The following is a 13,311-nucleotide window of genomic DNA, read 5'->3' as shown; positions in this document are numbered from 1 at the left end:
TCAGCGATAAAGCGCCATCGGTGCAAGCGTCAGCGCCGGGATGTAAGTGAGCAGTCCGAGGACGAACAGATAGATGAAGAAGAACGGCACGACGCCGCGGTACAGGCTCGGCAGCGGCGTCTTGAAGATTGCGTTGGACGCGAACAGGTTAAGACCGAACGGCGGCATGAACATGCCGATCGCCAGATTGACCGTCACGATGATGCCGAAATGGATCGGATCAATTCCGGCCTTGGCCGCGATCGGTGTCAGTAATGGCGCCAGCACAAGGATTGCGGCCGGTGGCTCCAGCACACTGCCGACCAGCAGCAGGAGTATGTTGATCACCAGCAGCAGCTCCCAGGTCGGCAAAGCCAGCATGTCGATCAGGCCCACCAGTTGCACCGGAAGTCCGCTGGTGGTGATCAGCCATGAGTATGTGCCGGCGGCCGCGACAATGATCATGATCTGCGCAACAAGGAACGACGCCTCCAGCGTGATCTGCCAGACGTCGCCCCAGCTCAGCTCGCGATAGACCATCACGGAAATCACGATGGAATAGACGCAGGCGACGCCGGCAGCTTCCGTGGGCGTGAATACGCCGCCGTAAATGCCGCCGAGGATTAGCGCCGGTGCCATGATGGCCCACAACGAGCGCCGCGCGGCAGGCCTGATGATGTCCCAGCGTGGCGAGGCGCCGATCGGAATGTTCTCAATCCGCGAGCGAATGACCACGTAGATGCTGAGCGCAATAGCGACGATGATGCCGGGCACAATGCCGGCAAGAAACAGCTGCGTGGCAGACTGTTGCGCCGCAATCGCATAGATGATCATTGGGATGGATGGCGGGATGATGACATCAATGACGCCCGTGGCAGTCACCAGGCTGACTGCGAAGGTTCGGCCATAGCCGGCTTGTTCCAGAGAGGGAATCGTCAGCTTGCCGATTGCCGCAACGCAGGCGACGCTCGAGCCTGACATCGCACCGAACGCCGACGCCGAGGCGATGGTCGCCAGCGGCAGCGAGCCGCGAACGCCACCGATCATCGACATGATCAGCTCGATCAAGCGGCGCGCAATACCACCACGGGCCATGATGTCGCCGGCAAGGATGAAGAGCGGTACAGCTAGCAGTGAGAAGCTGTCGAGGCTGCCGAAAAGCGCCGTATGCACCGCTCGCAGCGGAATGTCGCCTGTCACGAGAATGCCAGCAGCCGTAGCAATCAGCAGCGTCACGAAAATTGGAGTGCCTACCGCCAACAATGCGATCGGCAAAAGACCAAATACCAGCGCATTCATCCTGAAAGCTCTCGTTCGTTAGGAGCGGTCACCCGCATTGGCCTCGAATACGATGAGACGCAGCGCAGTCATCGCCGCGATCAGCAAAAGCCCAACCAGCACCGCCGACTGTGGAATCCAGACCGGGAACTCCATGGCGTCGCTTCTTTGGTCGAACGCAAGCAGCTGCGACACTACGTCGAGGCTGCTTACGGCCACCACGAGTGAAATCACGATCGTAAGAGCAGCCGAGGTCGCAGCGGCGATCCGGCGCGCCTTCGCCGGGAACATGTCGAGCAGCAATTCGATCCTGATGTGCGCGCCCTTCCACGTCACCGCGGCGACGGCCGAGAACACTACCAGCACCATGAGATATAGCATCGACTCCTCGGCCCAGCTGATTGGACACGAGAAAAAGTAACGGCCGATGACATTCATGCCGTTGATCACAACAATGGAGCCAAGTGCAATGCCCGCAATGAACGTCGAGACATACGCTACCATATTGCCAAGCCGCAGTAACCTCACGGAACGCACAGCGGGAGCAGTTGCAGCCACCGACACCTCAGCGGCACGCACCCCGCTCACGTGGTCGCCTCAGCGGTCTTCAGCAGTAACTCGAAAAGCTCGCGCTCCTGCGGCTTCTTGGAGGTCACATCGATTCCGATCGGCCGGACGAGGCGAACGAACTCGTCATGGTCGACCTTCGACAAAGCGGTGATGATCCCACCATTACTGGTCCAAGCCGCCCGCTGCTTCGCCGTGAAATCAACGGCCCACGGGAACACTTCAACACTGGCCTTGCGGCCGGCATCATCGACCACCTTCTGCAGTTCGGGCGTCAGCTTGTCGTACCATTGCTTGCTGACCACCGAGGCCACGGTGACCATGGCCTGATCGGTTTCGATGACATATTTGGCAGCATCGTAGAAGCGCAGCGCCGCCAGTACCGACAGCACGCTCATCACGCCGTCGATGGTTCCCTGCTGCAATGCGGGCAGCACTTCACCCAGCGGCATCGGAACGGCGGTCGCCTTCACCTTCTTTAGCTGCTCGGTCTGGATCGGCGAGGCGAGCACGCGGATCTTCTGACCTTCGAAATCCGCAAGCTTCTCGATCCTGGTGCGGGTATTGAAGATGGTGGGGCCGCTGACGAAAATGCCTACGCCCTTCAACCCCTTGTTGGCGCCAAGCGCCAGGAAGGCCTTGTTGAATGCAGGATCCTGGATTGCGCGGTTGGCGTGCGCCGTGTCCTTGAATAGTCCGGGCGCGCCGAGCACCTCGAAGCGACTATCGACGCCGCTCAGGAATTCCGGCGGGCCTACGAATGCCTGGATCGATCCGAATTGCGTGCCTTCAATCATGCGCGGGATCGAACCGAGCTGACTCGCCGGAAAGATCTCGACCTTGATCTGGCCAGCAGAGTCGGCTTCCAGAATGCGCTGGAAAATCTTCATCCACTCATGCTGCACGTCGTTCAATGTTGGCGTACCAACCTTCATCTGGATCGGCGCGGTCTGCGCGACCATAATGGAGGGCGCGGCAAGCAAAGGCAGAGCGCCCGCGCTTGCAGACAGGAACTTCCGTCGCGTCATATTACCGAGGGCCATTTTCATCCATCCTATGCTTGCCAAACCCATCTCGACTGGCTTCGACCCAGCCACGCAATTTGCTCTCGATCACCACGTCGCAGGCATCGACTGCCGCAGCCGACGCAGTTCCAACCGACACAATCAGGCCATCGGCCATGATGATGGAGTCGCCAGCAACCACGGGCGCGCGCAGATCGCCGCTTACGATCGTGCCAAGATTTACGATGGCCGTTTTCATGACTCAGCCCTTTGCGTCGCGCTGGAGCACTTCATCGTGGGTCAGGCCGCCGACCCTGGCACCGATGCGACCGGCACTCGCCAGACAGAAGATGATGGCCAGTTCGTCAGGCATCGGGGTGTCCTGGATAGCGACCGTCATTCCATCGTAATGCGACCGCACGTAGACGTCATCCTTGTGGTTCATCGGGATGTCGATCGCGCCGCCGGGCGAAGACATCTTGACCATCGACGAAATCCACGCCTTGCCACCGCCGATGGCATCACGGATCGGATTGGCGTAAGCCGTCGTCACCAGCGCGCTGGCATGCTCGATCTCGCCATGCAGCCCAACCAGCGCCCCCTTGCCGTAGCTCTGCACCCTGTATGTCCCAAGCGCCTGCAATGCCATTTTCGCCATCAGCCCGCCAAGCCACACGCTGGCATCGATCAGTGGACTGAGGTCCTCCACGGACTTCGCCGCGTAGGGATTTTCGACTACCGCTACAATTGCGATCTTGCGAACTGGCACATCGACAATTCGTCCTGCATGCTCGTTCTTGTCTTCGACGATCGTACTGGTGCGGCGGATGTTCAGTTTCATGGTAATTGATCTCGGTGCTTGACAGTCCCCCTAGAACAAATACGCTTTCGTCAGACAATCTGTCAATCGGGTTTGAGCATATGACTTTAAATGGCCAGGCGGTTCTGTTTTCGGAAATGATCCCGGGTCCATCCCTCGTCGACAAGTTTCACAACTGGTACGATACGCACCATATTCCCGTCCGGATGGCTTGCGATGGCTTCGTAAGCGCGCAGCGCTACAGCCGCCAGGGCGACGGCGGCTTTCTGGCGGTCTACGAGATGGACGACATCGGCGTCCTGACCAGCGATGCTTACAAGGTGATCAAGAACAAACCGTCGGAAAAAACGGCCTGGATGCTCACTAACGTGAGAGGATCCTCCCGCTATCTCGGCGGCGAAACCTCCGTAAAGCCGCCCGTATCGACCGCAACAGATGCCCTGATGGACGCGCCGATGCTTTACGCCGTCCTGTTCAACATTCCAGCCTAAGCCCATGCCGACTTCGACGGCTGGTACGAGACCGATCACTTTCCGCTGTTGATGGCGTGAAAAGATTGGTTGATGGTGCGCCGGATGCGTATTGCAGATGGCGTGCCGGACCAATATACGCATATTGCGCTGCAGTATCTTGCCGACGTCAAGGCGCTGCAATCGCCAGAGCGAGAAGCGGCAAGGAACACGCCATGGCGCAATCGCCTGGCGAAAAATGAATGGTTCAAGGCGAGTTATACCGTTTTCGATCGTCTCGGACCGCGACAAATCGGAAAAACCAGGGAAAATGGCAGCTCTTAACCTTCGAATTTCTCCCAAGACCGTACAGCAGCAGATCGTCGAAAAGCTGCGGGAGGCAATCGTAGAAGGCATGTTCAAGCCCGGCGACAGACTGGTCGAGGCCGATCTCTGCGAGATGCTGGGCGTCAGCCGCCCCTCCATTCGCGAGGCATTGCGAAGCCTTGAGGCTGAGCGTCTGGTCTCAATCATCCCGAATCGGGGCCCGCAGATTCCGGTGCTGACCCGGGATCACGCCACCGAGATCTATCAGGTACGCGCGCTGCTGGAAGGCGAGGCAGCCTACATTGCTGCCAAGCGCGCCACGCCGGAGGACCTGAAACTGATGCGCGCATCGCTTGCCGCCTTCGGCAAGGCGGTGCGCGCCAGCGACATGCAGACCGAAGTGTCCGCGACGTCGGAATTCTACAGCCATATTCTTCGGATGTGCGGCAACCGCATCATCGAGGAAACGCTGCATGGCCTGCTGGCGCGCATCAATTTCCTGCGTGCACATTCGATGTCGCAACCAGGCCGGGCCAAGCACAGCCTGCAGGAAATGAAGGCGATCTTTGAGGCTATAGCAGCAAAGAACGGCAACGCTGCACGCAACGCCGCCGTGAGGCACGTGGAGAATGCGCATCTTTCTGCCAACGCTGCCTATGAATTGTCAAAGGCCGACGACAGCGCAGCCTGAGCCTGCGCTCCTGGCGCCCAAGAATCGCATCGCGTCGCACAAAAATCGTAGCACGGCTAAGAAAGCGCCATCCGGCCGATTGACAGCTTTGTCAGACAATCTTAATATCTGCTAGTCAAGTAGCGGTGGCGCTTTCTTTCATGGACATATCGACGAGCGAGCGCACCGTTTCAGGCCTATTCCGGCTGGCGCATTCCCGTCTCAAACCTGAAATCTGGGACTACCTCATGGGCGGCGCGGAGTCGGAGACGACAATCGCGCGCAACCGCGCATCACTTGACGCCCGCGAATTTCTCCCGCGCGTGCTCCGCGATGTCACCAGCATTGCGACGGGCCTCCACTTGTTCGGACATAGCGTCGATCTCCCTATTTTTCTGGCGCCGATCGGATCGCTGAGCCTGTTCAACGAGGCTGCGGCCCTGGCATCAGGCAAAGCAGCGGCGGCGGCGCGCGTACCGATGTTTCTAAGCATCATGGCCGCGCCATCGCTGGAAGACATTGCGCGGCTGTCGCCGGGCACCTGCCTGGTCCTACAACTGTACATCCGCGGCGACCGCGCGTGGCTCGACGCGACAGTCCAGAGAGCCGAACAGGCCGGCTGCGCAGCACTGTGCCTTACCGTGGATTCCGCCGTTTACGGCCGGCGCGAACGCGACCTGACCAACGGCTTTTCATCCGCCGCTGCCGTCGATCGCGTCAACTTTAAAAGTCAGCATCACGTTCAGATCACCAGCGCGCAGGCGGGGCTGACCTGGGAAACGATCGCATGGCTGCGCTCCCGCACGCGACTGCCGCTTATTCTCAAGGGCATCATGACGCCGGAAGATGCGCTTCTGGGCGTCGAGCACGGCATCGACGTCGTCTATATTTCTAATCATGGCGGACGGCAGCTCGATCATACCGCGGCAACACTCGATCAACTCGAACTGATTGCGCCCGTGATCGCCGGACGCAGCAAGATCTTGATCGACAGTGGATTCATGAGCGGCACCGACGTGCTGAAAGCGTTGGCACTGGGCGCCGACGCCGTCGGTCTCGGCAAGGCTCAAGGCGCTGCGCTCGCCGCCGGCGGCCAGCACGGCGTTGAGCGACTGCTCGCCATTCTCGGCGACGAAATCAAAACTGCGATGGCGCTACTCGGCTGCACGAAAATTACCGACGTCGGTCCCGCATGTCTGCGCCGCACCTCCGCGCTCGCTGCAACCAGATCCGCTATCCAATGAACAGCGCTGCGGAACGATTCAACAGCATTCAATCCAGCCAGGAACGAGCTATGAAAAAGATCGAACGTCCCGCCGTCACGCCATCCAACGCAGCCGAGTGGGGCAGCGATGTGGCGGCGCAGATGCTGCGCGTGCTCGATATTCCCTATATCGCGCTCAATCCGGGCGCGAGCTACCGTGGCTTTCACGACAGCCTCGTCAACAATCTGGGCAACGAGGCGCCGCAGATGCTGTTGTGCCTCAATGAAGATCACGTCGTGTCGATCGCCCACGGCTATGCCAAGGTGACCGGTAAGGCGATGGCCTGCGTGCTGCACAGCAATGTCGGCCTGCTGCACGGCTCGATGGGCATCTTCAATGCTTGGTGCGACCGCGTGCCGATGATCATCGTCGGCGCCACCGGCCCGGTGGCGCCCGAGAAGCGCCGGCCGTGGATCGATTGGATCCACACCTCGAAGGACCAGGGCGCTTTGATCCGCGACTTCACGAAGTGGGACGACGAACCGCGTTCGCCGCACGGCATTGTCGAGGCCTTCCTGCGCGGGTCGCAGTTGACCAACAGCCAGCCCACCGCGCCCGTCTACATCTGTCTCGACGCCGGCCTGCAGGAGCAGAAGCTGGACGCACCGATGAACGTGCCAAGCCCGGCGCGCTATCAGCCCGCGGCGGCGCCGCGCGCCAGCCAACACGACATCGAGGCGGTTGCAGAGCTGCTGGCCACTGCAAGGAACCCGCTGATCCTGTTCGGTCGCGGCGGCCGCTCGCAGGAAGCCTGGGATGCGCGCGTACGCCTCGCCGAACTGACCGGCGCCTCGGTCATGACTTCGATCCGCGAACGCTCGGTATTTCCGACCGAACACAAGCTGCATGTGATCCCACCATTCTACTGGCTGAGCCCGAAGGCCAAGGACATCGTCCGCCAGGCCGATGTGATCGTCAGCTTCGACTGGGTCGATCTCAACGGCTTCCTGCTTCAGCTGACCCGCGATACCGACTCCTATCCAGCGAAGATCGCCCATGTCACCCTCGATGCCGGCCTGCATCGCGGCTGGAGTATGGACTACTTCTCGCTGCCGCCGCTCGACGTGCCGGTGGTGGCCGGTGCCGACGGCTTTGTCGAGGACGTGCTGGCCGCGCTCGAGAAGAAGCTGGGCGGCAAGAGGCTGTGGAAGGGCGATGACCGCAACAGCGCGCCGGAACCAGCCTATACTCAGGACGCCCAAACCGAGTTGGGGCCGCGCGATATCGAGGTCGCTCTGGCCAGGGTGCGGGGATCGCAGACCTTCACCCTCGCCCATGTCACCATCGGCTGGGCCGGAGACGTCTATTCGTTTCGCGATCCGCTCGACTTCATGGGACATGACGGAGGCGCCGGCTTGGCGGCAGGCCCGGGTCTCACCATCGGTGTCGCGCTGGCGCTGAAGGACCAGGGGCGTCCGGTCGTCGCCGTGCTCGGCGATGGCGACTTCATGCAGGGCGTCTCCGCGCTGTGGACTGCCGCCCATTACGGCATCCCTGCGCTGTTCATCGTCAGCAACAACCGCTCGAACTTCAACGACGAACTGCATCAGGAAGCGGTCGCCAAGATGCGTGGCCGGCCGCCGGAAAACCGCTGGATCGGGCAGCGCATCTCCGAACCGGTGATCGATCTCGCGGCCATGGCAAAGGCGCAAGGCGTGGAGTCCGAGGGCCCGGTGAAGACTGCCGCCGAACTGGAAGCCGCGATCGAACGCGGACTCGCCGCCGTGCGCGCTGGCCGTCCGTATTTCATCGATGCCTATGTAACGCCCGGCTATTCCAACCCCCCGCTTTCGCGCGGCGAATAACTTCGCAACGCTGCGCATATAGACACAAGTCAGGACACCGACATGAGCGAGAACAACACCAAGTTCTATATCAACGGCGACTGGGTCGATCCGATCACCCCTCACCTGTTCGACGTCATCAACCCTGCGAATGAAGAGGTGGCCGGTCAGATCAGCCTCGGCAGCGCTGCGGACATCGACCACGCCGTGAAGGCCGCCCGGGCGGCATTCGCGACGTTCTCACGGACGACCAAACAGGAACGTCTCGATCTGCTCGATCGCATCATCGCGGTCTTCGAGCGGCGCTTCGACGAAATCGCGACCGTCATCACTGCCGAGATGGGTTCGCCGCTCTGGTTTGCCAAGACGGTGCAGGCTGACACCACACTCGCGCACTTCAAGCAGGCGCGAATCACGCTGCAGGATTACGATTTCGGGCACATGATGGGCTCTACCCGCATCGTGCGTGAGGCGATCGGCGTGTGCGGCTTCATCACCCCCTGGAACTGGCCGATCAACCAGATCGCCTCCAAATTCGCCCCTGCACTCGCGGCGGGCTGCACCGTGGTGACGAAACCAAGCGAGGTTGCACCGCTCAGCGCCATCCTGCTGACCGAAGTATTGCACGAAGCCGGTTTGCCCAAAGGCGTGTTCAATCTCGTGAACGGTGATGGCCCGGTGGTTGGAGAGGCCATTTCGGCCCACCCGGACATCGATATGGTGTCCTTCACGGGCTCGACTCGCGCCGGTATCATGGTGGCCAAGACGGCCGCAGCTACCGTCAAACGAGTGCATCAGGAACTTGGTGGAAAATCAGCCAATATCATCGTTCCAGGCGCTGATCTCGCCAAGGCGGTCCCGGCCGGCGTGCTTCGCTCTTTCACCAACACCGGTCAATCCTGCCAGGCGCCGACCCGCATGCTGGTTCACAAGGATCAGATGGAAGAAGCCGTCGCGCTTGCAGTCGCCACCGCCGACGCCGTGGTCGTCGGCGATCCGCTGGCAGACGCCACGAAGATGGGTCCGCTTGTCAGCAAGCTGCAATATGACCGCGTGCAGACGCTGATCGAAGCCGGTATCAAGGAAGGCTCCAAGCTGGTGGTCGGCGGTCCCGGACATCCGCCCGGACTCAATCGCGGCTATTACGTGCGGCCGACAGTGTTCGCCTATGTAGATCCGCAGGCCATCATCGCCCAGCAGGAGATCTTCGGACCGGTGCTGTCGATGATCGCCTACACGGATGTGGACGACGCGGTCCGGATCGCCAACGACACCATCTACGGCCTGTCCGGCTACGTCTGGGCAGGTTCCTTGGAGGAGGCACGACGTATCGGCCTGCGACTGCGCTGCGGCCGCGTCTATCTCAACGGTGCTCCGCACGGCAAGCTTCAGGACGTCGAGGCTCCCTTCGGCGGCTACAAGCAGTCCGGCAACGGTCGCGAGATGGGCCTCTATGGCCTTGAGGACTTCCTCGAGATCAAGGCAGTGATCGGCTTCGACGCCGCCTGATTGATACCGGGAGGCGCCATGGCGCCTCCCTTTTTGCATGGCCTTTCAATGTATCCCGGGACATTGCCGATGCGTGTCAAAAGCCAGAAGGATTTCGCAGCGGGCATGCTGTTTTTCGGCTTCGGCGTCTTTTTTGCGGTGCTGGCGCCGCGCTATAACCTCGGGACCCCGTCGCGCATGGGTGCCGGCTTCTTTCCGCTAGTCCTCGGCATTGTGCTGGTGGTGCTCGGCGCAGCAATCATCGGACGCAGCCTCGTTGGCATTCGGGACACCATCGATGCATTGAACTGGCGCGGCCTGAGCTTCCTGCTCGGTGCTATCTGCCTATTCGGCTTTGTGCTGAAGCCTCTTGGCCTGGTGATTGCATTGCTGACTCTGGTGCTGCTCGGCGGATTGGCCAATCGCGAGTTCGGATGGATCGAAGGCGTCGCGCTGGGGGTCTTTCTGGCTGTTCTGGCGTCCGGTCTGTTCGTCTTTGCCTTGAAGTTGCCGCTGCCCCTCTGGCCCTCATTCTAGGACCGTTATGGACATTATTTCCAATCTCGGACTCGGCTTCAGCATCGCCCTAAGCGCGTCGAACCTGCTTTACTGCTTCATCGGCGTACTGTTGGGGACTCTGGTCGGTGTACTCCCCGGGCTGGGACCTGTTGCCAGCATCGCGATGCTGCTGCCGATCACCTTCGTGCTGCCGCCGGAATCGGCGCTGATCATGCTTGCCGGCATCTATTATGGCGCTCAATACGGCGGCTCAACCACAGCTATTCTTGTCAATATTCCAGGCGAGTCGTCTTCGGTGGTCACAGCCATCGACGGCTACAAGATGGCGCGCATGGGCCGTGCCGGACCAGCGCTCGGCATCGCCGCAATCGGATCGTTCTTCGCCGGTTGCGTATCGACCATCGCCATCGCCTACTTTGCGCCGCTACTCACCGAGGTCGCATTGCGCTTCGGGCCTGCCGAATATTTCTCGCTGATGGTGTTCGGCCTGATCGCCGCGGTGGTGCTGGCGAGAGGATCGCTACTGAAAGCCATCGCCATGATCGTCCTAGGCTTGCTACTCGGACTGGTCGGCACCGATCTCAATTCCGGCACGGCACGCTACAGTTTCGGCGTTCCAGAACTCACGGACGGACTCGGGTTCATCGCCATCAGCATGGCGTTGTTCGGCATTGCCGAAGTGATCGCCAATCTGGAAACCGACCAGAACCAGGATGTGACCGCGCAGCCGATCGGCCGCGCCTTGCCAACTTGGCAGGATTTGAAGACCTCGACGCCATCGATCCTTCGCGGCACCGTGCTGGGCTCGCTGCTTGGCGTCTTGCCGGGCGGTGGCGCTCTGCTGGCATCCTTCGCGTCCTACATGCTGGAGAAGAAGGTCGCAAGGCTGCCGCGCAATTTCGGTCAAGGTGACATTCGCGGCGTCGCCGGACCCGAATCCGCCAATAACGCCGGTGCGCAGACGTCGTTCATCCCGATGATCACGCTCGGTGTCCCCTCCAATCCGACCATGGCGCTCATGATCGGCGCACTGATGGTGCAGGGCATCAACCCCGGCCCCACGGTCATGGTCGAGCGGCCCGGCCTGTTCTGGGGGTTAATCGCCTCGATGTGGATTGGCAACCTGATGCTGCTGGTGCTCAACCTGCCGCTGGTCCGAATCTGGATCAAGCTGCTGAAGATCCCCTACCGCGTGTTGTTTCCGGCGATTCTTGCGTTCTGCGTGATCGGCGTATTTTCCTCGAGCAACAACGTGTTCGACATCTATCTGCTCGCCGGCCTCAGCCTGCTTGGCTACATCTTCATCAAGCTGGATTGCGAACCGGCACCGCTGATCCTCGGCTTCATTCTCGGACCGATGATGGAGGAAAACCTGCGGCGCGCCATGCTGATCTCACGTGGCAGCGCATCGACTTTCATCACGCAGCCAATCAGCCTGTCGTTTCTGATCGCATCGCTGGTGATGCTTTTCGTCGTGATCGTGCCGGCCGTGCGCGAAAAGCGCGAAGAAGCCCTGCAGGAATGATCCGCGGCCGAGACATCTACAACGCATAAAAATGGCGCCGGGATGAACGGCGCCATTTTCATTTCACAGCACCGAGAACTTAAGCGCCTTCGACGGGCGGCAGGGTGAGCGCCCGATCGACGAGGGCACCGGCGCGCTTGAAGTCGTAAGCACGGAACATGTTCATCTTCACGATGAACGAGGCGCCGCCGTAGAATTTCTCGTATTGCTGGTGGCGATTGCCGAACTCCGTGCCGATGAAGTCCCAGGCCAGACGCATCAATGCCACGCGGTCGCGGGCGCTCATGTTCGAGGACCTGTAGAAACGAGCGATGTCCTCGGCGGCCTCTGGATTGTCAAAGTCCTTGACTGAGGACGGCAGCGAGATCATCGCTGCACCCGTCAGTTCGCGCACGATATCGATCATCCGCGGGTTGATCTCGCCTTGCAACGCCATCACCGCATAGAGCATGCTCTTCGATGGCCACAGCACCCCCTCATCATCGAAGGTGGCCAGTGCTTCCTGCGCCTGATGCATGCCCTCGACGATCGAGGCCAGCGCAGCCAGTTCACCCATCTGCACCATCACCGGCGGGGCACTGTCGTTACCGGTGGCTTCATTCATCTTCTTGGCCATGCCGAGCAGAAAGCGCAGCTTGGTGGCGAACCGCGCCTGGGCCTGATGGTTGCCGTAGGTGTGCGATGGTGTCTTCCACCACTGGTCACGGCACAACTCGATGTCGCGATAGATGAAGACGTGCTCCCAGGGGACAAACACGTCGTCGAGCACCACAAAGCTGTCGGTCTCGTCGAAGCGGCTCGACAGCGGATAGTCGAAGGCATTGGTGGCCTGCTGGGCAAACGCGCGGCGGGAATAGAGCTTGAGCCCCGGTGCGCTCATCGGGATCGCGACACTAATCGCATAGGCCTCGTCGCCCGGCTGCAGCGGATGAATGCTACTGATGTGCAGGTAGTCAGCGAACACACCACCGGTGGCCAGCTGTTGTCCGCCCTTTACGATGATGCCGCCATCCACTTCCCGGACGACGCCGGCGTAGAGATCCGGTTCCGACTGTTTCGACGCGGACTTGCTGCGGTCGATCTGCGGCGGAACGATCGCATACGCAACGTACAGGTGGTTATCGCGCAGATGCTTGTAGAAATTCACGACGCGCTCCGCATATTGCGGACCGGATTTGGCGAACACCGACGGCTTCGCCGCGTAGCCGGTGAAGAAGTTGGCAACATGATCCGGCGTGCGGCCCATCAGGCCAAACGTCTGCTCGGCCCATTTTTCGGCGGCGACGCGCTTGGCGGCGAGGTCGGCGTGGGTCTTGGGAATCTGGAAGCAGCGCAACGCACGCCAGCCTGTTTCCGGCTCGACATAGGTCATGATGTCCAGATTTTCCGGTGCGAACGCGAAATCATAAAGGCCGGCGATCTGCCTGGCGGCTTCGCGAAACGCGGGATGCTCGCTCGGGTCGCTGACGCGTTCGCCATCGACGAACACCGAGCGTGGCGTCGATGCCAGGTTCGCCAGAAAATCGGCGCCGCTCCGAAACGCGCCTCGTCCGTTGGTGGGAATGAACTGGCTTGCCTGGACGTTCATGATGTTTCCTCGTTTGCTGTAAAGGAACCCGCTCTATCACGCGTCAAA

General features: G+C 60.8%; 13 protein-coding genes. 7 read left to right on the top strand and 6 right to left on the bottom strand.

The annotated features are described in order from the left end of the window. The 5 genes from FIU28_RS06385 to FIU28_RS06365 all read right to left on the bottom strand — a co-directional run bounded on the left by FIU28_RS06385 (position 1) and on the right by FIU28_RS06365 (position 3,669). Positions 1 to 1,278, bottom strand: coding sequence for a TRAP transporter large permease (locus FIU28_RS06385; protein ID WP_143572163.1), 1,278 nt, complete (start codon positions 1,276 to 1,278; stop codon positions 1 to 3). Between the two features lie 18 nt (positions 1,279 to 1,296). After that, entirely contained in the window at positions 1,297 to 1,761 is a 465-nt protein-coding gene (locus FIU28_RS06380) for a TRAP transporter small permease (protein WP_143572162.1), read from the bottom strand. An 80-nt stretch (positions 1,762 to 1,841) separates the two neighbouring features. After that, positions 1,842 to 2,867 (bottom strand): TRAP transporter substrate-binding protein, encoded by a 1,026-nt coding sequence (locus tag FIU28_RS06375; RefSeq protein ID WP_168209933.1) that lies wholly within the window; start codon positions 2,865 to 2,867, stop codon positions 1,842 to 1,844. Next, positions 2,854 to 3,087 carry a hypothetical protein gene (locus FIU28_RS06370; protein ID WP_143572160.1) on the bottom strand — a complete coding sequence of 78 codons (234 nt, stop codon included), beginning with the start codon at positions 3,085 to 3,087 and terminating at the stop codon, positions 2,854 to 2,856. Before FIU28_RS06370 ends, FIU28_RS06375 begins: the two co-directional genes overlap by 14 nt. Before the next feature lie 3 nt (positions 3,088 to 3,090). Next, the gene (locus FIU28_RS06365) at positions 3,091 to 3,669 is read right to left on the bottom strand and encodes an amino acid synthesis family protein (protein WP_143572159.1); all 579 of its coding nucleotides are present in this window, start codon (positions 3,667 to 3,669) and stop codon (positions 3,091 to 3,093) included. A 14-nt stretch (positions 3,670 to 3,683) separates the two neighbouring features. On the opposite strand from FIU28_RS06365, the gene FIU28_RS06360 reads away from it, so the two are divergent. The 7 genes from FIU28_RS06360 (at position 3,684) to FIU28_RS06330 (ending at position 11,675) form a co-directional block, all read left to right on the top strand. Then, entirely contained in the window at positions 3,684 to 4,139 is a 456-nt protein-coding gene (locus tag FIU28_RS06360; RefSeq protein WP_143572158.1) for a hypothetical protein, read from the top strand. A 97-nt stretch (positions 4,140 to 4,236) separates the two neighbouring features. Next, positions 4,237 to 5,115 carry a GntR family transcriptional regulator gene (locus FIU28_RS06355; RefSeq protein WP_246660976.1) on the top strand — a complete coding sequence of 293 codons (879 nt, stop codon included), beginning with the start codon at positions 4,237 to 4,239 and terminating at the stop codon, positions 5,113 to 5,115. Positions 5,116 to 5,255: 140 nt separating this feature from the next. Beyond that, positions 5,256 to 6,338, top strand: coding sequence for an alpha-hydroxy acid oxidase (locus FIU28_RS06350; RefSeq protein ID WP_143572157.1), 1,083 nt, complete (start codon positions 5,256 to 5,258; stop codon positions 6,336 to 6,338). 50 nt (positions 6,339 to 6,388) lie between these two features. Continuing rightward, entirely contained in the window at positions 6,389 to 8,164 is a 1,776-nt protein-coding gene (locus FIU28_RS06345; RefSeq protein ID WP_143572156.1) for a thiamine pyrophosphate-binding protein, read from the top strand. Between the two features lie 42 nt (positions 8,165 to 8,206). Then, positions 8,207 to 9,652 carry an aldehyde dehydrogenase family protein gene (locus FIU28_RS06340; RefSeq protein ID WP_143572155.1) on the top strand — a complete coding sequence of 482 codons (1,446 nt, stop codon included), beginning with the start codon at positions 8,207 to 8,209 and terminating at the stop codon, positions 9,650 to 9,652. 18 nt (positions 9,653 to 9,670) lie between these two features. Next, on the top strand, positions 9,671 to 10,168 hold the full coding sequence (locus tag FIU28_RS06335) for a tripartite tricarboxylate transporter TctB family protein (RefSeq protein ID WP_143572154.1): 498 nt from the start codon (positions 9,671 to 9,673) through the stop codon (positions 10,166 to 10,168). A 7-nt stretch (positions 10,169 to 10,175) separates the two neighbouring features. Beyond that, the gene (locus tag FIU28_RS06330) at positions 10,176 to 11,675 is read left to right on the top strand and encodes a tripartite tricarboxylate transporter permease (protein WP_143572153.1); all 1,500 of its coding nucleotides are present in this window, start codon (positions 10,176 to 10,178) and stop codon (positions 11,673 to 11,675) included. Between the two features lie 79 nt (positions 11,676 to 11,754). Here the strand turns inward: FIU28_RS06330 and FIU28_RS06325 are convergent, their stop codons facing one another. Beyond that, positions 11,755 to 13,263 carry a 4-hydroxyphenylacetate 3-hydroxylase family protein gene (locus tag FIU28_RS06325; protein WP_143572152.1) on the bottom strand — a complete coding sequence of 503 codons (1,509 nt, stop codon included), beginning with the start codon at positions 13,261 to 13,263 and terminating at the stop codon, positions 11,755 to 11,757. Between the last annotated feature and the right edge of the window lie 48 nt (positions 13,264 to 13,311).

The sequence above is a fragment of the Tardiphaga sp. vice154 genome, assembly GCF_007018645.1.
In the GTDB taxonomy this organism is placed as follows: Bacteria; Pseudomonadota; Alphaproteobacteria; order Rhizobiales; family Xanthobacteraceae; genus Tardiphaga.
The sequence above is the reverse complement of the archived record's forward strand: the minus strand, read 5'-3'. Positions and strand labels throughout refer to the sequence as shown.